At 66.9% G+C, this 25,001-nt stretch carries 25 protein-coding genes and 1 tRNA gene; 14 read left to right on the plus strand and 12 right to left on the minus strand.

Features of this window, described 5'->3' with window-relative positions; genetic code table 11:
• The first annotated feature begins 15 nt into the window (after positions 1-15).
• The 3 genes from argH to lysA all read left to right on the plus strand — a co-directional run bounded on the left by argH (position 16) and on the right by lysA (position 3,534).
• Positions 16-1,464 (plus strand): argininosuccinate lyase, encoded by a 1,449-nt coding sequence (gene argH / locus BT183_RS14325; RefSeq protein ID WP_084603546.1) that lies wholly within the window; start codon positions 16-18, stop codon positions 1,462-1,464.
• Between the two features lie 12 nt (positions 1,465-1,476).
• The gene (locus BT183_RS14330; RefSeq protein ID WP_072344342.1) at positions 1,477-2,187 is read left to right on the plus strand and encodes a gamma-glutamylcyclotransferase; all 711 of its coding nucleotides are present in this window, start codon (positions 1,477-1,479) and stop codon (positions 2,185-2,187) included.
• 90 nt (positions 2,188-2,277) lie between these two features.
• The gene (gene lysA / locus BT183_RS14335) at positions 2,278-3,534 is read left to right on the plus strand and encodes a diaminopimelate decarboxylase (RefSeq protein ID WP_072344872.1); all 1,257 of its coding nucleotides are present in this window, start codon (positions 2,278-2,280) and stop codon (positions 3,532-3,534) included.
• Positions 3,535-3,600: 66 nt separating this feature from the next.
• On the opposite strand, the gene BT183_RS14340 is transcribed toward lysA, so the two are convergent.
• Both BT183_RS14340 and BT183_RS14345 read right to left on the minus strand, forming a co-directional pair.
• A complete protein-coding gene (locus BT183_RS14340; RefSeq protein WP_072344346.1) occupies positions 3,601-4,005 on the minus strand; it encodes a response regulator in 405 nt (134 codons plus the stop codon).
• Entirely contained in the window at positions 4,005-4,946 is a 942-nt protein-coding gene (locus BT183_RS14345) for a zinc-ribbon domain-containing protein (protein ID WP_072344348.1), read from the minus strand. Before BT183_RS14345 ends, BT183_RS14340 begins: the two co-directional genes overlap by 1 nt.
• 117 nt (positions 4,947-5,063) lie before the next feature.
• Between BT183_RS14345 and ftsE the strand changes: the two genes are divergently transcribed.
• From ftsE to BT183_RS14365, 4 genes are all read left to right on the plus strand, one after another.
• Positions 5,064-5,723, plus strand: coding sequence for a cell division ATP-binding protein FtsE (gene ftsE / locus BT183_RS14350; protein ID WP_072344350.1), 660 nt, complete (start codon positions 5,064-5,066; stop codon positions 5,721-5,723).
• Entirely contained in the window at positions 5,716-6,636 is a 921-nt protein-coding gene (locus BT183_RS14355; RefSeq protein WP_072344352.1) for a cell division protein FtsX, read from the plus strand. Before ftsE ends, BT183_RS14355 begins: the two co-directional genes overlap by 8 nt.
• Positions 6,637-6,655: 19 nt before the next feature.
• On the plus strand, positions 6,656-7,462 hold the full coding sequence (locus BT183_RS14360) for a lysophospholipid acyltransferase family protein (RefSeq protein WP_072344355.1): 807 nt from the start codon (positions 6,656-6,658) through the stop codon (positions 7,460-7,462).
• A gap of 115 nt (positions 7,463-7,577) precedes the next feature.
• Positions 7,578-7,931, plus strand: coding sequence for a hypothetical protein (locus BT183_RS14365; RefSeq protein WP_143145813.1), 354 nt, complete (start codon positions 7,578-7,580; stop codon positions 7,929-7,931).
• 4 nt (positions 7,932-7,935) lie between these two features.
• Here the strand turns inward: BT183_RS14365 and BT183_RS14370 are convergent, their stop codons facing one another.
• Positions 7,936-8,508 carry a gamma-glutamylcyclotransferase gene (locus tag BT183_RS14370; RefSeq protein ID WP_072344359.1) on the minus strand — a complete coding sequence of 191 codons (573 nt, stop codon included), beginning with the start codon at positions 8,506-8,508 and terminating at the stop codon, positions 7,936-7,938.
• A gap of 88 nt (positions 8,509-8,596) precedes the next feature.
• Here BT183_RS14370 and BT183_RS14375 point away from each other — a divergent pair, with 88 nt between their 5' ends.
• Positions 8,597-9,565 carry a DUF2125 domain-containing protein gene (locus BT183_RS14375; RefSeq protein WP_177282555.1) on the plus strand — a complete coding sequence of 323 codons (969 nt, stop codon included), beginning with the start codon at positions 8,597-8,599 and terminating at the stop codon, positions 9,563-9,565.
• 6 nt (positions 9,566-9,571) lie between these two features.
• On the opposite strand, the gene BT183_RS14380 is transcribed toward BT183_RS14375, so the two are convergent.
• The 3 genes from BT183_RS14380 to BT183_RS14390 all read right to left on the minus strand — a co-directional run bounded on the left by BT183_RS14380 (position 9,572) and on the right by BT183_RS14390 (position 12,453).
• Positions 9,572-10,516, minus strand: coding sequence for a prephenate/arogenate dehydrogenase family protein (locus BT183_RS14380; RefSeq protein ID WP_072344365.1), 945 nt, complete (start codon positions 10,514-10,516; stop codon positions 9,572-9,574).
• Complete coding sequence (locus BT183_RS14385; RefSeq protein ID WP_072344875.1) at positions 10,516-11,646, minus strand: pyridoxal phosphate-dependent aminotransferase; 1,131 nt, start codon at positions 11,644-11,646, stop codon at positions 10,516-10,518. The genes BT183_RS14380 and BT183_RS14385 overlap by 1 nt, the downstream gene beginning before the upstream one ends.
• 63 nt (positions 11,647-11,709) lie before the next feature.
• Positions 11,710-12,453, minus strand: a complete 744-nt coding sequence (locus BT183_RS14390) for a methyltransferase domain-containing protein (RefSeq protein WP_072344368.1) — start codon at positions 12,451-12,453, stop codon at positions 11,710-11,712.
• 102 nt (positions 12,454-12,555) lie between these two features.
• On the opposite strand from BT183_RS14390, the gene gloB reads away from it, so the two are divergent.
• From gloB to BT183_RS14405, 3 genes are all read left to right on the plus strand, one after another.
• On the plus strand, positions 12,556-13,329 hold the full coding sequence (gene gloB, locus BT183_RS14395; RefSeq protein ID WP_072344370.1) for a hydroxyacylglutathione hydrolase: 774 nt from the start codon (positions 12,556-12,558) through the stop codon (positions 13,327-13,329).
• Between the two features lie 129 nt (positions 13,330-13,458).
• The gene (locus tag BT183_RS14400) at positions 13,459-13,656 is read left to right on the plus strand and encodes a hypothetical protein (protein WP_072344373.1); all 198 of its coding nucleotides are present in this window, start codon (positions 13,459-13,461) and stop codon (positions 13,654-13,656) included.
• Between the two features lie 47 nt (positions 13,657-13,703).
• Positions 13,704-14,825 (plus strand): D-alanyl-D-alanine carboxypeptidase family protein, encoded by a 1,122-nt coding sequence (locus tag BT183_RS14405; protein WP_084603547.1) that lies wholly within the window; start codon positions 13,704-13,706, stop codon positions 14,823-14,825.
• Here BT183_RS14405 and BT183_RS14410 read toward each other — a convergent pair.
• Both BT183_RS14410 and BT183_RS14415 read right to left on the minus strand, forming a co-directional pair.
• Positions 14,812-15,042 carry a sulfurtransferase TusA family protein gene (locus BT183_RS14410; protein WP_072344878.1) on the minus strand — a complete coding sequence of 77 codons (231 nt, stop codon included), beginning with the start codon at positions 15,040-15,042 and terminating at the stop codon, positions 14,812-14,814. The genes BT183_RS14405 and BT183_RS14410 overlap by 14 nt on opposite strands.
• Positions 15,043-15,124: 82 nt before the next feature.
• Positions 15,125-15,201, minus strand: a tRNA-Arg gene (locus BT183_RS14415).
• A 301-nt stretch (positions 15,202-15,502) separates the two neighbouring features.
• Between BT183_RS14415 and BT183_RS14420 the strand changes: the two genes are divergently transcribed.
• The 3 genes from BT183_RS14420 (at position 15,503) to BT183_RS14430 (ending at position 18,986) form a co-directional block, all read left to right on the plus strand.
• A complete protein-coding gene (locus BT183_RS14420) occupies positions 15,503-16,591 on the plus strand; it encodes a GGDEF domain-containing protein (protein ID WP_244545339.1) in 1,089 nt (362 codons plus the stop codon).
• A gap of 74 nt (positions 16,592-16,665) precedes the next feature.
• Positions 16,666-17,514, plus strand: a complete 849-nt coding sequence (locus BT183_RS14425) for a thermonuclease family protein (protein ID WP_244545340.1) — start codon at positions 16,666-16,668, stop codon at positions 17,512-17,514.
• Positions 17,511-18,986, plus strand: coding sequence for a M48 family metalloprotease (locus BT183_RS14430; RefSeq protein WP_072344383.1), 1,476 nt, complete (start codon positions 17,511-17,513; stop codon positions 18,984-18,986). Before BT183_RS14425 ends, BT183_RS14430 begins: the two co-directional genes overlap by 4 nt.
• Before the next feature lie 530 nt (positions 18,987-19,516).
• Here BT183_RS14430 and BT183_RS14435 read toward each other — a convergent pair.
• From BT183_RS14435 to BT183_RS14450, 4 genes are all read right to left on the minus strand, one after another.
• A complete protein-coding gene (locus tag BT183_RS14435; RefSeq protein ID WP_072344386.1) occupies positions 19,517-20,092 on the minus strand; it encodes a CarD family transcriptional regulator in 576 nt (191 codons plus the stop codon).
• 290 nt (positions 20,093-20,382) lie between these two features.
• Positions 20,383-20,721: a ferredoxin FdxA gene (gene fdxA / locus BT183_RS14440; RefSeq protein ID WP_072344389.1), complete on the minus strand. Its 339-nt coding sequence runs from the start codon at positions 20,719-20,721 to the stop codon at positions 20,383-20,385.
• Positions 20,722-20,873: 152 nt separating this feature from the next.
• Positions 20,874-21,293 carry an RNA-binding S4 domain-containing protein gene (locus BT183_RS14445; RefSeq protein WP_072344392.1) on the minus strand — a complete coding sequence of 140 codons (420 nt, stop codon included), beginning with the start codon at positions 21,291-21,293 and terminating at the stop codon, positions 20,874-20,876.
• Positions 21,294-21,308: 15 nt separating this feature from the next.
• Entirely contained in the window at positions 21,309-24,506 is a 3,198-nt protein-coding gene (locus tag BT183_RS14450; protein ID WP_072344395.1) for a helicase-related protein, read from the minus strand.
• Positions 24,507-25,001: the final 495 nt, after the last annotated feature.

Consider the following 25,001-nt stretch of genomic DNA (forward strand, 5'->3'; position numbering starts at 1 on the left):
GCTCCAGGGGTTACGATGAGCAATCGCATGTGGGGCGGGCGGTTCTCGTCCGGTCCCGACGCCATCATGGAAGAGATCAACGCCTCCATCGGGTTCGATCAGCGGCTCTATCGGCAGGACATTGCAGGGTCAATCGCGCATGCCCGCATGCTGGCGGCGACGGGCATCCTCACCGAGGCCGACCGCGACGCCATACTTGCGGGCTTAGACGAGGTACGCTCCGAGATCGAGGCGGGCACGTTCACATTTTCGCGGGCGCTCGAGGACATTCACATGAATGTCGAGAGCCGGCTGCGCGAAAAGATCGGCGATGCCGCCGGGCGCCTGCACACGGCGCGCTCGCGCAACGACCAGGTGGCGACCGATTTCCGCCTCTATGTCCGCGACTGCATCGACATGCTCCTGGGGCAGATCGCCGCGCTGCAATTGAAGCTCGTCGAGCGCGCCGAGGCCGAGGCCGAGACCATCATGCCCGGCTTCACCCATCTGCAGAGCGCCCAGCCGGTGACCTTCGGGCATCATCTTCTGGCCTATGTCGAGATGCTGGGGCGCGATGCGGGCCGCTTTGCCGATGCGCGCAAACGCCTCAACGAAAATCCGCTGGGCTCGGCGGCCCTCGCCGGCACGTCCTTCCCGCTCGATCGCGACATGACGAGCGCGGCGCTGGGCTTTGATCGCCCGACGGCCAATTCGCTCGATGCCGTCTCGGACCGCGATTTCGTGCTCGAGACGCTGGCTGCCGCTAGCCTCTGCGCCATGCACCTCTCGCGCTTTTCCGAGGAGCTGGTGATCTGGAGTTCGGCGCAGTTCGGCTTCATCCGGCTTTCGGACAAGTTCTCGACCGGCTCCTCGATCATGCCGCAAAAGCGCAATCCCGATGCGGCCGAGCTCGTGCGCGCCAAGGTCGGGCGCATCATCGGTGCACTGACGGCGCTCAGCATCGTCATGAAGGGCCTTCCGCTCGCCTATTCAAAGGATATGCAGGAGGACAAGGAAGTCGCTTTCGACGCCCTCGATGCCCTGTCGCTGTCTCTGGCTGCCATGACCGGGATGATCGGCGACCTGACCGTCAACCGGGCAAAGATGCATGCCGCGGCGAGCTCGGGCTTTTCCACCGCCACCGATATCGCCGACTGGCTGGTGCGCGAGGCCGGCGTGCCGTTCCGCGATGCCCACCACATCACCGGGCGCATCGTGGCTTCCGCCGAGGCCAAGGGCTGCGGGCTCGAGGGTCTGACCATCGAGGATTTCAAGGCGATCGACGAGCGCATCGACAGCCGCATCCACAAGGTGCTGACGGTGGAAAGCTCGGTGCGCTCACGCAAATCCTATGGTGGCACCGCGCCCGACAATGTGCTGATGCAGGTCGCCCGCTGGCGCGAGGCGCTGACCGGGGAAAAGACCGAGCCGCGCAAGGCATCCTCCGGGCGCTCGGGCCATCATGGCGATGGCGGCATCGAGTAAAGGCCGCTCCCCATGGCGCAGCGCGACAGGCCGATGCGGCTGACCGAGGCGCATGTCGCCCGCGTGCACCGGGCGATCGAAGATCCCGGGCCGCAATTGCTGCCCGGCTATAGGGTCGCCACCGATGCCGATTACGATCGGGAAGTGGCGGCCATGCTGGCAACCCAGCCCCAGGGCGGGTTCTGGCTCTTCGCCTATGGGTCGCTGATCTGGAAGCCCGAAACCCGCCACGAGGACGAGCAGCTGGCGCTGGCGCGCGGCTGGCACCGGCGCTTCTGTCTCGGCTGGGACTATCGCTATCGCGGCAGCCGCGAGACGCCGGGGCTGATGCTGGCGCTCGACCGGGGCGGGCAATGCCGCGGCGTTGCCTATCGGCTCCCCGATATCGGGCTTGAGGATGAACTGCATCGCCTCATCCGTCGCGAACAGACGATGGTGCCCTCCGCCTTCCCGTGGCGGTGGATCGATGTGATGACGAGGGATGGCCCCATACGGGCGCTCGCCTTCGCGATGAACCGCAATTCGGGGCGCTATGTCGCGGGGCTCCCCGACGAGGAGCTTGCTGAGGTGCTGGCCCGCGCCTGCGGCTTCAAGGGCTCGATGGCTGAATATCTCTTCGCCACGGTGAGCCGGCTCGAGGCCATGGGCATCCGCGACCGGCGGCTGTGGCGGCTTCAGCAGCTCGTGGCCGAACGCATCGAGGCCCTGCACGGGACCCCGTGAGCGGCGGCCTTCCGTTTTCGCCCCGCCTGCCTTAGAGGGAGGGTTATGGGCCGCATGATGCGGCGCGGGTTTTCTCGGGGCGGGCCAATGGTGCATCACTTCCAGTATCGCGACGACCGGCTCCATGCCGAGGATGTCGATCTTAAGGCGCTTGCCGCCGAAGTCGGCACGCCCTTCTATGTCTATTCCGCCGCCACCCTGCGCCGGCATATCCGCGTGATGCGCGAGGCCTTTGCCGGCCTCGAAACGCTGATCGCCTATGCCATGAAGGCCAATTCCAACCAGGCGGTGCTGAGCCTTCTGGCCAGGGAAGGGGCGGGCGCCGACGTGGTCTCGGTGGGCGAGCTCGAGCGGGCGCTCGCCGCCGGCATCCCGCCACATCGCATCGTCTTTTCAGGCGTCGGCAAGACGCGGGCCGAGATGGAGCGCGCTCTCGCGGTCGGCATCCACTGCTTCAACCTCGAAAGCGAGCCGGAGCTTGAAAGGCTCGATGCGGTCGCGGGCGCCATGGGCAAGGTCGCGCCGGTCTCGGTGCGCATCAATCCCGATGTCGATGCCGGCACCCATGCCAAGATCTCCACCGGCAAGAAGGAGAACAAGTTCGGCATTCCCTTCGCGCGCGCCCATGAGGTCTATGGGCGCATCGCCGAGCTTGCCAATGTCGAGGCAGTGGGCGTCGACATGCATATCGGAAGCCAGATCACGGCGATGGCGCCCTTCGACAACGCCTTCTGGCTTCTGGCGCAACTGGTCAACGACCTCCGGGCCGATGGCCACAACATCCGCCATGTCGATGTCGGGGGCGGGCTCGGCATTCCCTATCACCACGACAAGGAGGCGCCGCCCGATCCCATGGCCTATGCCGAAGTGGTCAAGCGCCATGTCAGCAAGCTCGGGGTCGATCTGGTGCTCGAGCCGGGTCGGCTGATTGCCGGCAATGCCGGCATTCTCGTCACCAGTGTCGAATATCTCAAGCAGGGCGAAAAGAGCTTCGTGATCGTCGATGCGGCGATGAACGACTTGATCCGCCCCACGCTCTACGAGGCCCACCACGATATCCTGCCGGTCGTGCGCTCGGGCAAGGAGACCATGGTGGCCGATGTGGTCGGCCCGGTCTGCGAGACGGGCGACTATCTGGCGCTCAACCGCACCCTGCCCGTGGTCGGGGAGGGCGACCTGCTCGCGGTGATGAGCGCGGGGGCCTATGGCGCGGTCATGGCCTCGACCTACAATTCGCGGCCGCTGATCCCCGAGGTTCTGGTCGATGGCGCCCGCTGGCACGTGGTGCGGCCGCGCCCGAGCGTTGCCGACATCATCGCGCTCGACAGCGTACCCGACTGGCTCTGAGGGCAAGCCTTTATTCTGTCGCGTTTCCGGACAGCGAACCGGTCTCCGCTGCGCCTGGAAACGCGCTCAGCCCAGCGCGGTGCGTGAGAGCGGCACGATCTCGACCGGCTTGCCGGTCAGGGCGTCCTCGACCTTGGCGACGAGATCGGCGAGGGTGAAGGGCTTGGAGATGACGTCATAGACGATGGTCTCGAGCCCGGAGGCGCGTTCGCGCTGGTCGGCAAAGCCGGTCATCAGCACGATGGGCAGCCCGGGATGGCTGGCCCCGACCGAGAGCGCGAGCGCGATGCCGTCCATCACCGGCATGCGGATATCGGAGAGCAGCAGGTCGAAGGGGCCGTCCTCGGCCAGCCTTTCGAGCGCCATGCCGCCATCCTCGGCCTCGACGACGTCATGGCCGACATGGGCGAGGGCGCGGGCCACGAAGCCCCTGACGCTGTCATCGTCCTCGGTGAGCAGAATGCGGGCCATCAGCTGGGCTTTCCTGTTGGCGAAACGGTCTGTGTCCCGGTGGGCACGGCCCGGCCATCGGCAAAACCGAGATGGACGCTCTGCGTTCCGGGTGGGGGTGTGGTGATGCGGGTCGCAAAGGCATAGTGTTCGCCCGGCCCGAGGGCGCGTGCCACGGGCGTCACGCTCCAGCGATAGAGCGTTTCGCCCGTCTCTCCGAGCAGCGTCACGACGACCGGTGGAATGGCGACGCGCCCGGCGGAGACGCTGACCAGATCGGCCGTGACCGACAGCACCTCGGCGCCCTGTTCCCGCGTCAGGGCGATGGCCAGATCGTGAAACTCGATGCCCGGCACGTTGACGGGCAGGCCGATTGCGGCATAGGCGCCGGCCATTTCGGGAAACGCGCGCACCACTTCCACCCGGCCCAGCACCAGGCCCGCCACGAGCCCCCCGAGCACGAGCCCGGCCATGAGCCGAAGCCCGCGCCGCAGCCTCGCCGTGGGCAGGTGGCGGTTGAGGCTCGCAAGCCGCGCCGCCATCCGGTCGGTGTCGCGGTGGTGCGCATTATCCTGCGCGTCTCGACCCGCTTCGGGCTCCTTGCCGGATTTGACCTTGCCCTCCGGCCGGCCCGAGGCCGAAGCCCCGAGCGCGGCCCGGATGCCGGCGATGGAGCGCTCGGCCGCTTCGGTTTCCTCGGCCCAGGGCTGGGGGAGGGCGACGCGACGCTCCTCGCGCACAAAGCTCTGGTCGAGAGCAGTTTCGACGGCGTCGTCGATGGTCACGAGATCGTCGCGGCGGCGGCGCTCGGTGATCGGGGGCGGGCTGGCCCGCCAGGCCTTGCCGCAATTGGCGCATTGCACCCTGCGACCGCGCGGGCCCAGCGCCTCGCCGGGCAGCTGGTAACGCGTGGCGCAGTGTGGGCACTCGATGATGAGACTGGCGGCCCCCGAAGCGATCATGGTCCGACCCTAGCCGCTGGGCAGTTAATACTCCTCAAACTCGCCCATCTTAAAGGTTAGTCGATCCTTTGCCGCTATGGTAAACGGCGGACCAGTTCCCCATCAAAGAGTTGGGCGTTGATCGAATTCGATACTGTCGGCCTGCGTTACGGCCATGGCCCGGAAATCCTGCGCGACCTGAGCTTCAAGATCGAGCCGGGGTCGTTCCACTTCCTGACCGGCCCCTCTGGGTCGGGCAAGACCAGCCTGCTCAAGCTCCTGCTGCTCTCGCTCAAGCCGAGCCGGGGGCGGGTCAAGATGTTCGGGCAGGATGTGACCGATCTCGATCAGGACAGTCTTTTGCGCATGCGGCGCCATATCGGCATCGTGTTCCAGGAGTTCCGTCTGCTCGATCATCTGACCACCTATGAGAACGTGGCGCTGCCTCTGCGCGTTCTCGGGCGGCCCGAAAGCGCCTATCGCGCCAATGTCACCGAGTTGCTCGAATGGGTCGGGCTCGGGGAGCGTATGGATGCGCTGCCGGCCCTGCTGTCGGGTGGCGAAAAGCAGCGCGCCGCCATCGCCCGCGCCGTGATCGGCCGGCCCGATATCCTGCTGGCCGACGAGCCCACGGGCAATGTCGATCCCGAATTGTCGCTCCGCCTGGTGACGCTCTTCGCCGAGCTCAACAAGATGGGCACCACCATCATCCTGGCCACCCACGAATTGCCGCTGCTCGACAATTTCAAATATCCGCGCATGGTGCTCAGGGATGGGGGGCTGAGCTTCCATGGCTGAGTTCAGACTGCTCCGGCGCAGCCGCGCCACCGCCATCGTGCCCGAGCGCTCGGTGGCCGGGCGCACGCTGGTGCTGCTGGTCGCCATCATGACCTTCCTGTTCGGCGTCACGCTGGGCGGGGTGGTGCTGGTGCAGAAGTCGGCCATCGCATGGTCTTCCGACGTGGGGCGCGAGGTCACCATCCAGATCCGCCCGATGGAGGGCGAGGTGATGGAGAGCAATCTGCGCACCGCCGTCGCCCTGGCGCTGGCCACCCCCGGCGTCACGGCCGCACGGGCGCTCTCGCTCGAGGAAAGCCAGGGGCTGCTCGAGCCCTGGCTCGGCAGCGGCGTCGATTTTTCGGCCATCGCCATCCCCCGCCTCGTGGTGGTGGAAATCGATGATCCCAGCGAAGCCGATATCGAAAAGCTCGAACGCGACCTGTCGGCCGTTGCCGGGGCCACCCTCGACACCCATGCCGCCTGGCGCCAGCAGCTCAACCTGATGGCCGGCACCATCGTCGTCTCGGGCCTCCTGGTCCTGGCGCTGATCGTCGTGGCCACGGTGCTCGCCATCATCTTTGCCACGCGCGGCACCATGGCCTCCAACCGCGAGATCGTCGATGTGCTGCACTTCATCGGCGCCTCAAACAGCTTCATCGCCGGGGAATTCCAGGGGCGTTTCCTCGCCATCGGCTTTCGCGGCGGCATGGTGGGGGGCATCGCGGCGGTGCTGTTCTTTTCGGCGGTCGGGGCTGCGGCAGGCGGTGTCGTGCCCGATGAGGCCAGCGCCCAGCTGGGCTTCCTTTTCGGCCGCTTTTCGCTGGGGCTCGACGGTATTCTGGGCATCGCTGCCGTGGTGCCGGTCATCGCGGCGGTGACGGCCATCACCTCGCGCCTCACCGTTCGCCGCTTCCTCACCCAGACCTCCTGACCATCCGGAACCCTTCGCGATGCGCAAAGCCTGGCAGGCCGTCCGTTCGGCGCTGTTTTACGCCCTGTTCCTGGGGCAGACGGCGGTCCTCGCCATCATTATCGGCACCATCGCCATCATCGCCCGCGGCCCGACGCGGATCGGCTGGGTGCTGGCGCGCTATTGGGGGGATTCAACCCTCTGGCTGCTGCGCTGGGTGGTGGGCATAAGATCCGAAGTCGAAGGCGCCCACAACATTCCGCCCGGAGGCTGCATCCTCGCGGCCAAGCACCAGAGCGACTGGGATATCTTCGCGCTCCTGCCCCATACCGGCCGCCCGGCCTTCGTGGCCAAGAAGGAGCTGATGAACATCCCGTTCTTCGGCTGGGCGGCGATGAGCTTTGACACCATCCGGGTCGATCGATCGCTCGGCGCAGGCGCCATTCCGGCGATGATGGCGGATGCGCGCGAGGCCGTCGCCAAGGGTTGCCGCATCGTCATCTATCCCGAGGGCACCCGCCGCCCGCCGCTGGCGGCTCCCGAATACCGGCAGGGCATCGTCAAGATGTATCTCGAACTGGGCGTGCCGGTCGTGCCGGTGGCGCTCAATTCCGGGCTCTACTGGGGCCGCAACAGCCTCATCCTCTGGCCGGGCCTGGCGCGCGCCAGCATCCTGCCGTCCATTCCCCCCGGTCTCGAGGCAGCGGCGTTTCGCCAGCGCCTCATCGATACCATCGAGGCCGAAAGCGATCGCCTGGCGCTCGAGGCGCTCGATCGCGGGCTGGCGCGGCCGGTGGACGCACAGCTTGCCGCAGGCGCTGCCAGAGCGCGACAAAAAGGCGTCTGAGCACCCATAGGTTGCGTCTTGCCTTGATCTGGCCACCATATGCTGTGACTCATTTCGAACCGCTTGACTTTGTCTCAAGTTTGTTCTTAATTTGTTCTCTGCGGAGGGCATGATCATGGCGACACCCGGTTTCGAACGGCCCCAGGCATGGCGAGGGCGCTCGCGCAGGCTGCATCATCTGCTGCCCTGCGCGCTCGAAAGCTTCCGCCTCGAGGATGGGGTGGTGCATGTGCTGGCGCGCGGCCCGCTGGTGGTCTGGGCCGGTACGCTCGCCGATGTGGTGGGCGACGCCGAAAGCCGCGCCCGCTTCCGGCTGGCACTCGATTGCGCCGACAGGGCGCTGTGCGTCGCCGGCACCATCGATCCGCAGGATCGGCTGACCCTGGTGTGGGATCTCGAAGGTGCCGAGCCTTTGCCCGAGGCAGCCGGTTCGCCGCGCTTTGCCTATCCCACCGCCACGGCCGCCTGAGGGTTCAGGCGGTTTCGGGCACGCGCAGCCCCAGCCCGCCCAGTTCGGCGGCCAGCGCGTCAAGATAGCGGTCGGCCATGCCGAGCGCCATCAGGTGGCGCGCCGTCTCGACTACATATTCCGGGTTGGGCCCTGATTCTCCATGCCCGTCCCGCACCAACCGCAACTGCTCGGCTTGCTCCAGATTGCCGGCATATTGGGGGTGGCTGGTATCGACGACGAAGGCCAGCGCCCTGACCATGCGACCATCGGCGAGCCGCACCGGCCGCCAGACCGCGCGATAGACGCCGCTGTCCATCTCCCGGTCGAGAAGATAGGCGTAGACTTCCGACCAGTCGCGCGCCGGCACCTCGAAACCCATGCCGCGGCACGAGCCGCCGGCAACGAGCCCCAGCACCAGCCCCGGCCGCTCGCGCGTACCGCGATGGCGGTGCGAATAGATGCAGAGCCGGCGATGGGCGCCGCGCAGCAGCGCCGCCTGCCGGCTGGCAAAAGGGAAGCCCGGCCGCCAGATCAGCGAGCCATACCCAAAAACCCAGAGCGGTTCGGCGCCCTGCGATGCTTCGTCGCGTGCCATAGTCACGTCCATTTGGTAGGGCCTGTGGGGTGTGTCGCGCAAGCCTTCGGGTTGCGCGGCGGCCATGCGCGAGAAGGATGGACAAAGCATGAAGCCTTTCGGATTTCTCGCCGGTGTGGTGGCACTGGTCGCCGTGGTTTGGACGGCAGGCTGGCTCTATGTCGCCCTGCAGGCGCGCGGCGCGATTGACCAGATGGCGCTCGCCGATGGCGAAACCAGTCCGCGCCTCAACTGCGGACGGCTCGACATCTCCGGCTTTCCCTTCCGCTTCGACCTGGCCTGCGTGGATGCGACGCTGGTTTCTGGCGATACCACCGCGCAGATGGCGGAGTTGCGCGCTTCCGTGCTCGTCTACCGCCCCACCCATGCTGTGCTGTCGGGGCGCGGCCCGATCGATCTCGAGGATGCCTTCACCGGCAGCCGCAGCCAGCTGACCTTTGCCGGGCTCGAAGGCAGCGTCAGGCTCAACGGCTGGTCGCTCGCCCGCGCCTCGCTGGTGGCCACCGAGCTCTCGCTCATCGACACGACCTTCGAGGCCCGTACCGTCGGCACGGCGGCCGAGGCCCAGGCCCATCTCATCGACCGGCCCGAAGCGCGTGACGCCACCGCCGGCACCACGACGCTTGGCGCCTATGTGCAGCTTCAGGGCGTCGATGCGCCCGGCGTAGAGATCGCAGGTGGCGAGGCGGTGCTCGAGGCCGATCTCGCCAACGTGCCCGATGACGTGCGGCGCTTCGCCGAGCCGGGCATCCTGCCGGCCTGGCAGGCCTCTGGCGGCGAACTGGTGCTGACCACGCTCAAGGGCACCGCCGGCGAGCGCTCGGTGGAGGCGTCGGGCACGCTGGGGCTCGATGCCGAGGGGCGCATCGAGGGGCAGGTGCAGCTGGGCTCACGCGGCATCGCCGAGCTCATCGAGCCGCTGCTGCCGCGCGAACTCGGCGCCATGATCCTGGGCACGCGCGCCGAGGATGGAAGCTACCGCCAGCAGCTCAATGCGCGCGGCGGCGTCCTGTTTTCTGGCTTCGTGCCGCTGACATCGCTGCCGCCGGTCTTCTGAGGTTGCTCAGGCCGAACCCTTGTCCGTGGCTTCGGGTTTGGCCGGGCTGCCCTGCAGCCGTCCGAAATCGGGCGCCGAGGTTTCCTGTCCCGCCGTGATGATCGAGCGGCGGATGGCGCGGGTTCGGGTGAAAAGCTCTTCCATCGCCGGCCCGTCCCCGACGCGTACCGCCCGTTGCAGGCGCGACAGATCCTCGAGGAAGCGCCCCAGCATTTCGAGCACGGCATCGCGATTGGTGAGGAACACGTCGCGCCACATCACCGGGTCGGAAGCGGCTATGCGGGTGAAGTCGCGAAAGCCCGAGGCCGAGAACTTGATCACCTCGGAGCGGGTATCCTGCTCGAGGTCGGCCACCGTGCCCACGATGTTGTAGGCGATCAGGTGCGGCACGTGGCTGGTGATGGCCAGCACCAGGTCGTGATGGTCGGGGCTCATGCACTCGACCCGCGAACCCAGCGCCTGCCAGAACGTCACGAGGCGATCCACGGCCTTGGGATCGGCGTCCGCGCCGGGGGTCAGCACGCACCAGCGGTTGATGAAGAGGTCGGCAAAGCCGGCCGAGGGTCCCGAATGCTCGGTGCCCGCGATGGGGTGACCGGGAATGAAATGCACGCCTTCGGGCAGATGCGGGGCCACGACCTTGACCACATGCGCCTTGACCGAACCCACATCGGAGAGAATGGCGCCGGGCTCGAGGGCCGGCCCGATCTCGGCCATCACCGCGCCATAGGCGCCCACGGGGGTGCACAAAATGACGAGGTCGGCGCCGCGCACGGCCTCGGCGGCGCTGGTGGTGTAGCTGTCGCCAAGGCCCAGCGCCTCGGCCTCATCGAGCGTTTCCTGCCGCCGTGTGGCGATGGCGATCGATCTGGCCAGCCCATGACGCCTGACGCCATGGGCGATCGAGGAGCCGATGAGCCCGATGCCCACAAGCGCGATTTTTTCGAACATCAGCGCTGCTCCCCGTCGACCGGGCCCTTGGCCCCGAAATCCTTGAGCACCTCGACCACCCGCCGCATGTCCGGTTCGAGCCCGATCGAGATGCGCAAGCCGTTGGTGATGCCGTAGCTGTGCATTTCGCGCACCAGCAGGCCTTGGTCGCGCAGGGCCGTGAAGGCGGCGCGCGAAATCTCGGGGGTCGCGAACAGTGCCAGCACGAAATTGCCCTGGCTGGGTGGCACGCGGATGGCGTTGGACGAAAGGCTCGCCGCGAGCCACTCGCGCCACCGGGCATTGTGGGCGCAAAGCCGGGCGGTGAACTCGGTGTCCCGCGCGGCAGCCTCGGCGGCCGCCTGGCCCGACAGCGACACGTTGAAAGGCCCGCGAATGCGGTTGACCGCATCCACCACATGGGCCGGCCCATACATCCAGCCCACCCGCTCCCCGGCAATGCCCATCTTGGAGAAGGTGCGCACCATCACGACGTTTTCGGCCGCATCGACCAGCCGGACGCCGACCTCATAATCATCGGCCGTGACATATTCGGCATAGGCATTGTCGATGACGAGAAGGATGTCGGGCCTGAGGCCGGCATGAAGCCGGTTGACCTCGGCGGCCGAAAGATAGGTGCCCGTGGGATTGTTGGGGTTGGCGAGAAAGACGATCCGCGTGCGCTCGGTCACAGCCGCCAGCAGCGCGTCGACATCGGCGCGATAATCGGTCTCGGGCGCCATGATGATCTCGGCCGAGGCGCCGCGCGTGATGATGGGATAGACGTTGAAGCCATACTGGCTCATCACCGCCGCATCGCCTTCGCCCAGATAGACCTGGGCGAGCAGGTGCAGCAGGTCATCCGACCCGAAACCGCAGACGATGCGGTCGGGGTCAAGCCCATGCACCTCGCCCAGAGCCGTCCGCAGAGCGCGCGAAGACCCCTCGGGATAGACATGGATCCTGTCGGCCATGGCGCGCGAGGCTTCGGCGGCCTTGGGGCTTGCGCCCAGCGGGCTCTCATTGGCCGAGAGCTTGACCAGCGTCACCCCGGCCGGCACGTCGGAACGGCCTGGCACATAGGGCGCGATCTTGAGGATGCCGGGCTGCGGCTCAGGTCGGGCGGGCGTCGTCGGCGTCTTCGTCGTCATGGGTCCGGGGCCGGGGATGAAGGGCGCGCGGACCATAGAGAAAGGCCGACCCGAAGGCAAAGCCTAGATGTCGCGCGGCAGGTTCATCGCCGCCTGCGGCGCCATGGCGGGCACGCGCACGAAGCGCTCGAGCCGCTTTCGGCGCGGCACGGCGGGAAAGAGTTCCTTGCGGGCGAGGACGCACATGATGCCCGCACCGAACGGCCCGAGCGGCCGCCCGATGCGTTCGATCGCCCGGGCCCAGCCGAGCAGCGGCCGGGCGCTGATCGGGGGCATGTGCAGGCGATAGGCCCAGCGCTCGGGCACGAAGGAATGGTCGCGCAGCAGCCGCTCGAGCTGCGAGCGGCTATAGGGGTGGCCGGCGCCGAAGGGCGTGTTGTCCAGATGCGCCCAGAGCCCGGCGCGGCGCGGCACCACGATCACCAGCCGCGCATTGGGTGCCGAGACCCGCCAGAGCTCGCGCATCAGCTCCTCGGCATCGGCGATATGCTCGAAGCTGTGGAGCGCGATGGTCAGGTCGATGGCCGAATCGGTCAGCGGCAGGTCGAGCGGGTCGACGAGAACCGTCCGCGACAGGCCGGTCGCGGGCCAGGCCACGGCGCCCTGGCGCTCGGGCATGAAGGCCATCACGCGCTCGGGCGCCCCGGCCATGCCGGCAAGGCAGGGTATGGCGTAGCCCAGCCCCATCACCCGCCGCTCACGCAGGTCTCCGGCGAGGTCAGCCACCGTCTCGGACAGCACCGCGCCCACCACCTCGCCCAGGGGCGAGTTGTAAAAGCCGATCAGCCGCCGCACGTCGGGCGTCATCTCCAGTGTCCCTTTACTGGCTTCGCGACGGGTGGACTCTGGCGCATGAAGCGTCAAAAGTCACCCCGACCCCGAATCCCTTGTTTTCCGGAGCCTGCCGCGATGAGCCTTCTGATCGATATCTTCATGTGCCGGACCGATAATTACGGCTATCTCGTGCACGATACCGAAACCCGGCGCACGGCCGCGATCGATGCGCCCGATGCCAAGGCGATCAAGGCAGCGCTCGAACGGCGCGGCTGGAGCCTCTCGGACATCTTCATCACCCACCACCATGTCGACCATGTCGAAGGCATTCCGGTGCTCGACCGGGAATTCTCGGTGCGGGTCACCGGGCCCAAGGCCGAGGCCACCAAGATCCTCGGGCTCGACGTGCTGGTCGAGCCCGGCGACCGGGTCTCGCTGGGTGCCACGACCTTCCAGATCATCGGTACGCCGGGCCATACGCTGGGCCATATCGCCTATTACGACGCGGCGGGCGGGCACCTCTTTTCAGCCGATGCACTCTTTTCGATGGGCGTTGGCCGCATGTTCGAGGGCAAGCCCGGCCCGATGTGGGAAGGGCTGGAGACGCTGCGCGAATTGCCCGACGAGACGCTGATCTATTGCGGGCACGAATACACCGAGGCCAATGCCGCCTTCGCCCAGCATGTCGATCCCAACAACCCGGCCCTGCGCATCCGGGCCGCCGAGGTCAAGCGCATGCGCGCCAATAACGAGTTCACCATTCCGGTCTCGATGGCGATGGAAAAGGCAACCAATCCCTTCCTCCGGGCCGATCTGCCGCAGATGGCCAAGGCGATGAACCTGCCGCAGGGCACTTCGGCGGCACAGGTCTTCGCGGCGCTGCGCAAGGCCAAGGACGACTTCAAATAGGCGGCTGTTAACCATCTCTGGTAATAAAGCGGTAACCAAGGTTAACGCAGCCTTGCAACCCATGCCCCCGGTCGCGACGTTGAGCCCAGTTGCACAACGGATGCCGGGAGCATCGTCATCACCCACGGCGTGGCACAGGGCGGGCAGGCAGGCGGGGATCGGGACACCGGTTTCCGCGCCGACTTCGTGTCGCAGGTGCTCGCGACCGTTTCGCGCGAGCCGCCCGACCGTCCGGTGCGGCGGGTTGCCGACCGGGCTTATGCACAGGCCCTCGCCTCGGCAGTGCGCCGGGTTCCGGCCGGCTACAGGGTCAGCCGCTCGGCCTGAAGTCAAAAAGCCTTGACGAGCGGCGGCTCGCGTTGAGCCCTCGGGCCATGGCTGCTATGAGGGGCGGGTTCCGCTTCAACAGCAGGGTTGCCCCGCCAGTGCATCTTGGCCGTATCCTTTTCGCCGCGCTTCTCGTCGTTCCGCTGCTGCTGGGCACCGCGCGTGCCAATCCCATGCTGCTCGTCGACATGCGCTCGGGCGAAATCCTCGCCGCCGAGGATGCCGGCCAGCCCTGGCATCCGGCCTCGCTGACCAAGCTGATGACGGCCTATGTCGCCTTTGCCGCCATCCGGCAGGGCCGGCTCTCCCTCGATACGCCCATCAGAATCTCGCAGAATGCGTGGAATCAGGCGCCGAGCAAGTCGGGTCTCGAGGTCGGCAGTTCCATCACCCTGCGCGACGGGCTCTATCTGCTCATCGTCAAATCGGCCAACGACGTCGCCGTCGCCATTTCCGAGGCGGTGGCGGGCTCCGAAAAGGCCTTCGTCGCCGAAATGAACCAGATCGCCGCCGCGATGGGGCTCACGGCCACCAATTTCGTCAATCCGCACGGGCTGCACAACAAGGCGCAGGTCACTTCGGCGCGCGACCTGGCGGTGCTGACCCTCTATATCCGTCGCGACTATCCCGAATATTTGCCGCTCTTTGCCACCGAGGCGGTGATGCTGGGCACCGCGAAAATGGAATCGCAGAACGGGCTCCTCACCAGCTTTCTTGGCACCACGGGCATGAAGACCGGCTATGTCTGCGCCTCGGGCCTCAACATCGTCGCCACCAACGAGCGCAACGGCCGCTCGCTGCTTGCCGTCGTGCTGGGCGCCTCCTCGGCGCGCGAGCGCAACGAGATGACGGCCGAACTCTTCCTCAAGGCCGAGGCGGGGCAGGTGAGGGGGACGGGCCAGAGCATCGTCGCCTATGCCAATGCGTCGGGCGTGGCTCCGCGAGACATGCGGCCCCTGATCTGCGGCAAGGACTCCAAGGAATATGTCGCGGCCCGCGAAAAGGCTTTTCCCTACGGCCTCAAGGGGCAGCCGAGCTTCCTGACCGATACCGTCACCGGCCCTGTGCATGTGGCGACCGATCTGGGTCGCATCCGCACCATTCCCTGGCCGCGTCCGCGCCCCGTCTATGCACCCACCACGGTTGCGGGCGGCGTCAGCCTGCGCTGAGGATCGAAAAGCGGTAGACCTCGTCCTCGATGGTCATGCTGCAGGCGTGGCCGTGCTGCCGGCAATGCAGCGGAATATCGATCCGCGCCATCGGGTCGGTCGCCAGCACCACGAACGCCGTGCCGGCACCAGCCGCCCCGAGCGCCTTTTCGAGCCGCAGCACGGGCAGGGGACAACGCAGGTTGCGGGCATCGATGAGGATCGGCTCACTCGGCAAGCGGCGGCCCCCGATGGATTGGGCGGGCACTCGGATCGCCTGCCGGGCCTATCCGGCGCGATCCGTCGTGCTGCATGGCTTTTGGTGACCCCGGCGCGATTCGAACGCGCGACCCCAGGATTAGGAATCCTGTGCTCTATCCTGCTGAGCTACGGGGTCACACGAGCGAGCCCATAGCAAATTGCGCGCCGCCGGGAAACCCGTTTGCGCACGCAGCCGGCCAGATCGACGGGATCGGCAGCCGCACGGTCGCACAAGTGCCACAGATGGGGTAGATCCGCCGTGCGCTGTCAGGTCTCGTTAACCGTTGATGCAGCCGGATGTGGTAAGGGTTTGGTCAGTTCTCCGGCTGGCGCGCCACTGGCGCCGGCCATGGTCCTAAAAACGCGCGGTTGCCCAGGTGCTACTCGACTACAACTCGCTGTTACTTGCGGTTGGGCTGTCCGCCGTGGGTTTGTGCATGACCTTCTTTGCCGCGTGGCTGTCGTCGCGGGCCGAGCGGTTCATGCTCACCTGGTCGCTGGGGCTGTTGCTGGTGGTGGGCAACATCCTCGCCTTTTCGAGCTACAATCAGGTCTATAATCCGTTCGTCGGCGCCCTCGCCTTCGCGCTGCTCGTTTTCGGCCTCGCCGTGATCTTCGGGGCGGCCCGCGAGTTTCGCCTGCGCCGGCCGCGCGGGCAGATGATCCTCTCCATCGGCATTCCCGGAGCCGTTTTCGTGGCCCTGCCCTTCGCGCTGGGGCTGGATGGCCTCGGCGTCATCATCGGCAATCTCCTTGCCGCGCTGCTGCTTGGCGCGACCGCGATCGAATACTGGGCCGGCCGCAAGGAGGCGCCGCTGCCGATCTTTGCCGTCGTGCTGCTCTATGCCGTGTGCGCTTTGTCCTTCCTGCCCTGCGCGGCACTCGTGATCCTTGCCGGCAATCTCTCGATCGGCGCGGCCCCCAGCAACTGGGCCGAGGACCTCAATCTCACCATCTGCATCATCACGCTCACGGGTATCGGGGCGCTCTCGCTGTCGCTCAATCAGTCCCGGCTCACCCAGCGTCACCGCCACGAGGCCGAGACCGATGTGCTCACCGGCCTCCTCAATCGGCGGGCAATGTTTGATCGCTATGGCAGCTCCATGCTGCCGGCCAATGTGGCCATGATCCTGTTCGATCTCGATGACTTCAAGTCGATCAACGATCGCTTCGGCCATGCGGTCGGCGACGCGGTGCTGCGCAAGTTTACAGCCGCGCTGCGCTCGGCGGCAGGGCCTGACGATCTGGCCGTGCGCATGGGAGGCGAGGAGTTCGCCCTGCTGGTTCTCGAGGCTTCCACCGAGGGTGCGCTCAAATCAGCCGAGGCGGTGCGGCTTGCCTTCGAGGCGGAAGCGATGCTCACCGATGCCGGGCTCTTGCAGACCACGGTTTCGGCCGGCCTCTGCTTTTCCGATGCGCCCATCGCCCTCGAGGAGTCGCTGAGGCGCGCCGATTCGGCGCTCTACCGGGCCAAGCGCGACGGGCGAAACCGGGTGGTGGCGTGCAATCTGCGGCTGGTGGCTTGAAGCCCATGGGCATCATCGCAATCGAGCAATTTCGCCGCAATCTTATGCACTGTCGCGGAAAACGAGGTGGTGGCGTGCAGGCGGGGATATTCCGGGCCGGTTCGGTCAGGGCCGTGGGTTTCGGCATGGGGGCGCTGGCGATGGTTTTGGCGTTCGCCGGGCCTGCCGCTGCATGCGACGCGCTCACTGCCGGCCCGCGCGGCATCGTCACCTCGGTGGTGGATGGGGATACTGTGCAGCTGGGCGATGGCACCCAGGTGCGCCTCATCGGCACGCAGGCGCCCAAGCTGCCACTCGGCCGCGACGGGTTCGAGACCTGGCCTCTGGCCGACGAGGCCAAGGCAGCCCTCGAGGCGCTCGCTCTGGGCAAGCCGGTGCAACTGCGCTATGGCGGAGAGCGGATCGACCGGCATGGGCGGGCGCTCGCCCACCTCTACGTCACCGATGGCACGGCTCTTTCTGGCGAAGGGCTCTGGGCGCAGGGCGAAATGATCGCTGCCGGGCTGGCGCGGGTGTATTCCTTCCCTGACAACCGCTCCTGCCTTGCAGAGTTGATGGCCAGCGAGACCCGGGCCCGCCTTGCGAGGCTTGGAATCTGGAGCGATCCCTATTACAGCGTGCGCCGGGCCGATCGACCGTCGGAACTGCTCGCCCGGGTTGGCCATTACGAACTGGTCGAAGGTCGGGTGCTGGCAGCCGAGCGGTCGGGGTCGCGCGTGTTCCTCAATTTCGGGCGCCTCTGGAAAGAGGATTTCACCATCACCATAGAAAACAGGGCCCTGCGCCTTTTCACCGAAGCGGGTATCGATCCGCTTCGGCTCGAAACGGCACTGATCCGGGTGCGCGGCTGGGTCGATGATCGAGACGGCCCGCGCATCGAAGTCACCCATCCCGAGCAGATCGAGGTTCTAGCGTCACCATGAGCGTCCTGAGACATCGCGGCATGCTGCGCGGCGGCGCGGCGGCCCTTGTCATCGTGCTGCTTGCCGGCTGCGCCGGCCTGATGGGTTCGGGCGTCAATGTCAGCCAGACCTCGGGCCAGGCTGCACCCGTGGTTCCCGGCGGCACCGACCCCGATGACGAAGCCATCGGGCTGCGCGAGCATCCGCGCATCGTCTCGTCCTATGGCGGGGTCTATTCCGATCGGCAGGCCGAAGTGATGCTGGCCCGCATCGCCGGGCGGCTCCTCGCCGCGGCCGACCAGCCCAATACGCGCTTCACCGTCACCATTCTCGATACCCCCGACGTCAACGCCTTCGCGCTGCCGGGGGGCTATATCTACGTGACGCGCGGGCTTCTCGCGCTCGCCTCCGACACCTCGGAACTGGCGGCCGTGCTCGCCCACGAGATCGCGCATGTCACCCTGCGCCATGCGCGGGCCCGCACCAATCGCATCCGCACCACCGAGATCGTCGACCGGGTGGTGACCGGCGTCTTCGGCGCCAACGCCGAAACCGACCAGAGCGCCAACCGCTCGCGCCTGTCGCTCGCGGCCTTCAGCCAGAACCAGGAGCTTGCCGCCGACAAGGAGGGCATCTCGATCGCCGGCAAGGCGGGCTATGATCCGCATGCCGCGGCGCGCTTCCTCGGCGCCATGGGCCGCTTTGCCCGCTTCTCGGCGGGCGATGCGGCCGATACCGACGATTTCCTCTCCTCCCACCCCTCGACGCCCGATCGCGTGCAGAAGGCGGTGGAAAGCGCCCGGGCCGCCTTCGGCGCGCCCGGCATGGGCGAGGCCGATCGCCAGAGCTATTTGGCCGGCATCGATGGCCTCACCTTCGGGGACAGCCCGAGCCAGGGCGCCATCGTCGGCCGCCGCTTCATCCATTCCCAGAAGCGCTATACCTTTACCGTGCCCGACGGCTATGCGTTGCAGAGCTCGCGCGGCGCGGTGGTCGGCGTGGCCGGCGATGGCGAAGCGGTGCGCTTCGACACGCCCGAAGTGCCCACCAGCATGGCGTTGACCGACTATCTCAAATCCGGCTGGATCGCGGGGCTCAAGGCCGAAACGGTCAAGGGCGAGCGCAATGGCGGGGTCGAGATCGCCCATGGCGCCGCGCAGACCGAGCAGTGGAGCTTCCGCGTCGGCGTCGTACGCTACGAAGGCCAGGTCTACCGCTTCATCTTCGCCGCCAAGGCCGACAACCCGCGCTTCGCCAATGGCGCGCTCGAAACGCTGCGCAGCTTCCGCGCGGCCACGGCACGCGACATCGGTGACATCCGCCAGCTCGCGGTGCAGATGGTCACCGCCGGCCCCGCCGACACGGCCGACACGCTGGCCCGCCGCATGGCCGGCCTCACCCGCGGCACTGAGCTGTTCTTCATCCTCAACAATCTCTACCCCGGCGACCCGGTCGTCTCCGGCCAACGCTACAAGATCGTCGCGGTGAAGTAGGAGGGAGGGGGCTTATGGCTCTCCCGTCTCTATGATGGGACAGATCCGCGCAAATATTGGCGAAGGGCTCCCCTCCCTTCTCCCCTGAGGGGAGAAGGTGGCCCGAAGGGCCGGATGAGGGGTTCAGATCATTGGCTTGAGCTGAGAGCCCGAACCCCTCATCCGGCCCTCTCCCCTCAGGGGAGAGGGGGCGATCGCGCCGAGCGTGGGGCGACGGTGCTTACTTCCCTTCTCTCCCTCGAGGGGAGAAGGTGGCCCGGAGGGCCGGATGAGGGGTTCAGATTGTGTGCTCGAGCCGAGAGCCCGCACCCCTCACCCGACCCTCTCCCCGGCGGGGAGAGGGGGCGACGGAGCTTCTACCTCGCGAGATGGTGGCCCCTTTCCCTTCTCCCCTCGAGGGGAGAAGGTGGTCCGAAGGACCGGATGAGGAGTTCAGCCTCTCGATACAATGCCCCCAAAGCAAAGGCCGGCCCCACTGGACCGGCCTTGCTCATGTCTCTGCGCTCCCGCCGACGGGAAAAACCTGTCGATCAGGCGGCAGCTTCCTCGGCGTCGTCGGCTTCGCTGTCGGCCTCGGTCTTGGCGCCGCGGCGCGGGCTCTTGGCGAGGCTCTTTTCGATCAGCTGCACCGCTTCGGTCAGCGTGATGCGGTTGACGGCGGCGATCTCGCGGCTCATCCGGTCCATCGCCTGCTCGAAGAGCTGGCGTTCCGAATAGGACTGCTCGGGCTGGTCATCGGCACGGTAGAGGTCGCGCACCACTTCGGAGATCGAGATCAGGTCGCCCGAATTGATCTTGGCCTCGTATTCCTGGGCACGGCGGCTCCACATGGTGCGCTTGACGCGCGCGCGGCCGGTGACGGTGTCGAGGGCCTTCTGCACATGATCGTCCTCTGCCAGCTTGCGCATGCCGACGGATTTGATCTTGGCAACGGGGACGCGAAGGGTAAGCTTGTCCTGCTCGAACGAGATGACGAACAGCTCGAGGGTCATGCCCGCGACTTCCTGTTCCTCGATCGACACGATCTGCCCGACGCCATGCGCGGGGTAGACGACATACTCGCCCGTCTTGAACCCCAGGCGCTGCGTGGTCTTCTTGGTCACCATAGGACACTCCTGATTGACGCCGCCAGGGGATGGCTCATTGGCCTTCCGACCACCCGCCCGGCATACTCACGAAATGCAACCATCCAATCGGATCCGCTCCGCGAAGAAACGGCCGAAACCACCCAGCATGTGTGAGGTATCAAAAAAAAGCGTGCCTTTCGGCACACGCTGGTTGACGGGTGTACTGCATCTAGGAAGACACCGTACCACAATTTTTCCGAAGAATCAAAAACAACACACCGCCGCCCGAATCGGGCGTCGGCGGGCAGTCCTCGCGGTGGGTTAAGGCGTCAGTCGCCTTCGCCGGGCGCTTCGGAGAAGTACTTCTCGAACTTGCCCGCTTCCCCGTCGAAGGCCTTGGCATCGTCCGGAGCGTCGCGCTTCTCGGTGATGTTGGGCCAGACGGCGGAGTATTTCTGGTTGATTTCCAACCACTTGTCCAAGCCGCTCTCGGTGTCGGGCTTGATCGCCTCGGCCGGACATTCGGGCTCGCACACACCGCAATCGATGCATTCATCGGGGTGGATGACGAGCATGTTCTCGCCTTCATAGAAACAGTCGACCGGACAGACTTCGACGCAGTCCATGTACTTGCACTTGATGCAATTGTCCGTGACGATATAGGTCATGAAGCGAGCGCCCTGCCCAGACCTCCCCGGCTGCACATAACCGCGACGCGGGGGGAGGGCAGCGTCACTGGCCGGTTGCTAAACCGTTTTGCCGGCAAGAGCAAGGGCGGCCGATCAGCCTTTGTGCCGAGAGCCCGAACGGCAGCCCGGCCTCAGTCCGCCTCGCCGCCGCCGTCCTCGGGTTCATCCTGAAGCCGGCCGATGGCGCGCCGATCCTTCTTGGTCGGGCGCCCGCTGCCGGGGTCGCGCCGGGCAAAGAGCGGCGGCTCCTCGGCGCGGGGCAGGGGCGGTGGCGAGAGATCCTCGTAGAGCCCCTGGGCCTCGCTGGCGGGGCCCCGCCGGGTGCCGGCCGAAACGATGCGCCAGACGAGCAGGCGCTCATGCAGCGTCATGGTCAGCACATCGCCCGCGCCCACCTTGTGGTCGACATCGAGGGTTCGCGACGAATTGACGCGCACGAGCCCCGCCGCGATCATCTTTTGCGCCAGGGTGCGGGATTTGACCGCGCGGGAAAAGAACAGGAAGCGGTCGAGCCGCTGCCGTCCGCCCCCTTCGGCACCACCCTCAGCCATGGCGCCGCGGCGCCGTCATTCGGCCTTGGGGTTACGCAGGGCCGCGAGCTTGGCGAAGGGCGAATCCGGGTCGAAGGCCGGTTCGCGCCGCGGCCGCTCGGTCTTCCACCGGTCCTCGCGCGGCTTGTCCTCGCGTTTGGGGCGGAACTGCGGCTTGCCCTCCGGCCGGCCGTCCGTCGGGGCGTTGCCGCGATGGGGCGGGCGGGTCGGGCGGCCTTCGGGGCGACCCTGTCCCTCGGGCCGCGACGCGCCGTCCGGTCGGGTCTGGCCTTCGGGACGGGACTGTCCTTCGGGGCGCTGGGGACGCTGGCCCCTGTCGCCGCGTTCGTTCCGGCGCCCGCGCGCCTCGGGGGCACCTGCAGCGGCAGCTTCGCCCTCGGGGCGACGGCCACGACCACGATTGGGCCGCTGCTCATTGCCGCCGCGACGGCCGCCGGGCGACCAGATTTCCTCGAATTCGGGTTCGGACGACGTCGGCTCGGTCGCTCCGTCGCTGGCAACGGCCTCGCTGCCGGGCGCCGGCGCACCGAGATCGGCAGTCGCCTCGGCGATCTGCGGGGCCTCGTCATGCGGGCTCCCCAGGGTGCCTTCGACATCGCTCTGGGCCGCCGAATCGGCGGAACCGCCATCGAGCTTCGCCGCATCCTCGAGCTCGGCCGCCTCGATGGTGGGGGCGGCGCTTTCCTCGGGCCGAAGGGTAATCGCGTCGAGCCTCGCGAGTTCGGCGATGTCGTCAGCGCCAGCGGCCGGCACGGCCGGGGCAGGTGCCGCCGGCTTCTTGGGCACGCGCTTCATGCGATAGCCCAGCGAGGAGAGGATCGAGGCGAAGTCCTCGCCCGCGCAACCGAGCAGCGAGGTCATTTCCACCGTCACGCGGAAGCCATTGCCCTCGGCGGCGCCCGCCGGGGGCTCGCCCTGGTAGCGGCTGGGGTCGAGCGCGATCAGCGGGCGGATGATGTCGGCGAGCCGCTCGAGAATATCGACGCGCACGGCGCGGCGTCCCGCCACCTTGAAGCCCGCCACTTCATAGAGCCGGGTCGAGATGGTGGGGTCGATGACGAAGGAGGTGCGCCCCGACAGCACGGTCTGGGGCAGCTCGGTGACGCCGGGCTGGCGGATGCCGCCATTCTTGAGCGCAAACAGCATGATGGCCAGTTCACGCGGCGCCGGCTTGAGGCTGGCCGGTACATAGATGTGGTAGGCGCCGAACTTGATGCCTAGCTTGCGCATCTTGCCGCGCACGTCCTGGTCGAGGGCCTTGACCTCGTCGGCCACGAGCGCGCGGGGAATGAGCCCGAGATTTTCGTAGAGCCTGTAGGCGATGCCGCGAGCCGGTCCGTCGAGATCGGCCGGCTCGGCAAGGGCGGTCACCGATTCGAGCTGGGTGTTGATGGCGTGGCGCAGCCAGAGGTTGAGCCGGTCGCGCACCTTGTCGAGCTCCACGCCCGAAAGCGCTTCGTCGGCCAGCACGATCAGCCGGGGCGAGAGCAGCGTGTCGCCCTCCACCATGGTGGCCACAACCTCGCCGCGCCAGCGCAGCTGGCCGTCGGTTGCGAGCACGAACTCCTCGTTCGGCGAGCCGGCCAGCCTTTCCGCGCGATTGCGGATCTCCGGGGCCACCGCTTCGGCGGCTGCGCTGCGCAGCCCCTTGGCGTCGCCATCGGCATCGGACCGGGCCAATGTAAAGCGGAATCCCTCGATGGAGCCGATCAGGTGGCCTTCGAGGCTCACCTCGCCGCGATCGTTGATTTCAGGCGTAGCCATGCGTCTGTCTCTCAGATGGCGCATAAGGACGCTGGTGCGACGATCCACGAAGCGCTGTGTCAAACGCTCGTGAAGCGCGTCGCTGAGGCGATCCTCTATTTCACGGGTCTTTTCGCGCCAATGGGTCGGATCTTCAAGCCAGTTCCTGCGGTTAGCGACGAATGTCCAAGTGCGGATCTGGCGGATGCGGTTGCTGAGCGTATCGATGTCGCCGGTCACATTGTCGCAGAACCGGACCTGCTCGGCAATCCAGTCTTGATCAAGCCGGCCTTTTTCCCTGAGATCGCAGTAAATCCGCGTGATCAGTTCGCCATGCTGGGCCGGCGAGATGTCGCGATAGTCGGGCAACTGGCAGCATTGCCAGAGCACTTCCACCGCTTCGCGCGTCGTGGCGAGCCGGCCGGCCTCGTTGCGGGCGAGGAATTCGAGCGCCTGCTGGTCGGTCGCCACGGGCACGCGGGTCAGCGATTTGTGCCGCGGCGAGGCATCAAGGCTTGCCCGCAACGCATCGAGCGAGGCGAAATCGAGCTGGCTGTTGCGCCATTGCAGCACCCGCACGGGCTCGAAATCATGGGTTTCGAGCTGCACGATCAGCTCTTCCTCGAAGGCCGCCGCCCGCCCGGTCACCCCGAAGGTGCCGTCATGCATGTGCCGCCCGGCGCGGCCGGCGATCTGCCCGAACTCCGCCGGCGTCAGCGGGCGGGTCTGGCGGCCGTCGAACTTGGTATCGTCGGCGAAGGCGACATGGTGCACATCGAGGTTGAGCCCCATGCCGATGGCATCGGTGGCCACGAGAAAATCGACATCGCCATTCTGGTAGAGCTCGACCTGGGCGTTGCGGGTGCGGGGCGAGAGCGCGCCCATCACCACCGCCGCCCCGCCGCGCTCGCGGCGGATCAGCTCGGCGATGGCATAAACCTCGCGGGCCGAGAACGCCACGATGGCCGAGCGCCGGGGCTGGCGCGAAATCTTTTTCGATCCGGCATAGAGCAGGTGCGAAAAGCGCGGCCGGTGGATGATCTCGGCCTGCGGCAGCAGCGCCCGAATCGGTGGCACCATGGTGGCTGCGCCGAGCAGCAGTGTCTCGCTCGTGCCGCGCGCATTGAGGATGCGGTCGGTAAACACGTGGCCGCGCTCGAAATCGGTCGCCACCTGCACCTCGTCGATGGCGAGGCACTCCACCGCTATGTCCATCGGCATGGCTTCCACCGTGCACACCCAGTAGCGGGCGGTGAGCGGGGCGATCCGCTCTTCTCCGGTGACCAGCGCCACCAGATGCTTGCCGACGCGCTCGACGATGCGCTGATAGACCTCGCGGGCCAGGAGCCGCAGCGGCAGCCCGATCATGCCCGTGCGATGGGCCAGCAGCCGATCGATCGCGAACCAGGTCTTGCCGGTATTGGTGGGGCCGAGAATCGCCTTGATGGCGCCGGGAGTGTCGAAGGTCATCAGGGGCACTCTAGAGCGTTTCGAGGCCAGGTGGCTACCGGTTCGCCGCCCGGAAACGCGACACGACAACGACTCGGAGCCTTGCGCCGTTTCAGGGACGCGGTGAGCGGCTCGAAAAGCCGCTCCGGGCGCGGTACCAGTGTCTCGCATTGGCACATCGGCGCCATGTTCGGTCGCCTCCGCATTAACAACTGGTACGAAGGCGGAACAAATCGGCGCCGAATCGACGGCGAATCGCCAATCCGGCTTTGTTCACCACAGCACCTTGGGGGTGGAGGCGCAGCGGCACCCAAGTGGGGATGTCGGTCCGTCTCGACAAGGTCGAAGGGTCGTGCCGGGCGTTCACGAAGCTTGCCATGAGGTTAAGACACCCCGTTTTCGCGCCGGAATCGCCGGTTTCCTAATGCTGGCTTAACGCGGCAGCGCCAAAAAAAGATGACGTGCTTTACGCTTGATCCGCAGGGCGACGGCACTTCGCGGCCGCCCGTTCATGCA

The sequence above is a fragment of the Devosia enhydra genome (genome assembly GCF_900119845.1).
Lineage (GTDB): Bacteria > Pseudomonadota > Alphaproteobacteria > Rhizobiales > Devosiaceae > FPKU01.

Coding starts and splice junctions, on each gene's coding strand:
- BT183_RS14370 (WP_072344359.1), bottom strand. CDS start 8,508: ATGGCACGCGACGAAGCATCGCAGGGCGCCGAACCGCTCTGGGTTTTT.
- gloB (WP_072344370.1), top strand. CDS start 12,556: ATGAGCCTTCTGATCGATATCTTCATGTGCCGGACCGATAATTACGGC.
- BT183_RS14375 (WP_177282555.1), top strand. CDS start 8,597: ATGAAGCCTTTCGGATTTCTCGCCGGTGTGGTGGCACTGGTCGCCGTG.
- BT183_RS14355 (WP_072344352.1), top strand. CDS start 5,716: ATGGCTGAGTTCAGACTGCTCCGGCGCAGCCGCGCCACCGCCATCGTG.
- argH (WP_084603546.1), top strand. CDS start 16: ATGAGCAATCGCATGTGGGGCGGGCGGTTCTCGTCCGGTCCCGACGCC.
- BT183_RS14445 (WP_072344392.1), bottom strand. CDS start 21,293: ATGGCTGAGGGTGGTGCCGAAGGGGGCGGACGGCAGCGGCTCGACCGC.
- BT183_RS14360 (WP_072344355.1), top strand. CDS start 6,656: ATGCGCAAAGCCTGGCAGGCCGTCCGTTCGGCGCTGTTTTACGCCCTG.
- BT183_RS14405 (WP_084603547.1), top strand. CDS start 13,704: ATGGCTGCTATGAGGGGCGGGTTCCGCTTCAACAGCAGGGTTGCCCCG.
- fdxA (WP_072344389.1), bottom strand. CDS start 20,721: ATGACCTATATCGTCACGGACAATTGCATCAAGTGCAAGTACATGGAC.
- BT183_RS14390 (WP_072344368.1), bottom strand. CDS start 12,453: ATGACGCCCGACGTGCGGCGGCTGATCGGCTTTTACAACTCGCCCCTG.
- BT183_RS14340 (WP_072344346.1), bottom strand. CDS start 4,005: ATGGCCCGCATTCTGCTCACCGAGGACGATGACAGCGTCAGGGGCTTC.
- BT183_RS14420 (WP_244545339.1), top strand. CDS start 15,503: ATGACCTTCTTTGCCGCGTGGCTGTCGTCGCGGGCCGAGCGGTTCATG.
- BT183_RS14450 (WP_072344395.1), bottom strand. CDS start 24,506: ATGACCTTCGACACTCCCGGCGCCATCAAGGCGATTCTCGGCCCCACC.
- BT183_RS14435 (WP_072344386.1), bottom strand. CDS start 20,092: ATGGTGACCAAGAAGACCACGCAGCGCCTGGGGTTCAAGACGGGCGAG.
- BT183_RS14330 (WP_072344342.1), top strand. CDS start 1,477: ATGGCGCAGCGCGACAGGCCGATGCGGCTGACCGAGGCGCATGTCGCC.
- BT183_RS14365 (WP_143145813.1), top strand. CDS start 7,578: ATGGCGACACCCGGTTTCGAACGGCCCCAGGCATGGCGAGGGCGCTCG.
- BT183_RS14380 (WP_072344365.1), bottom strand. CDS start 10,516: ATGTTCGAAAAAATCGCGCTTGTGGGCATCGGGCTCATCGGCTCCTCG.
- BT183_RS14430 (WP_072344383.1), top strand. CDS start 17,511: ATGAGCGTCCTGAGACATCGCGGCATGCTGCGCGGCGGCGCGGCGGCC.
- BT183_RS14345 (WP_072344348.1), bottom strand. CDS start 4,946: ATGATCGCTTCGGGGGCCGCCAGTCTCATCATCGAGTGCCCACACTGC.
- BT183_RS14385 (WP_072344875.1), bottom strand. CDS start 11,646: ATGACGACGAAGACGCCGACGACGCCCGCCCGACCTGAGCCGCAGCCC.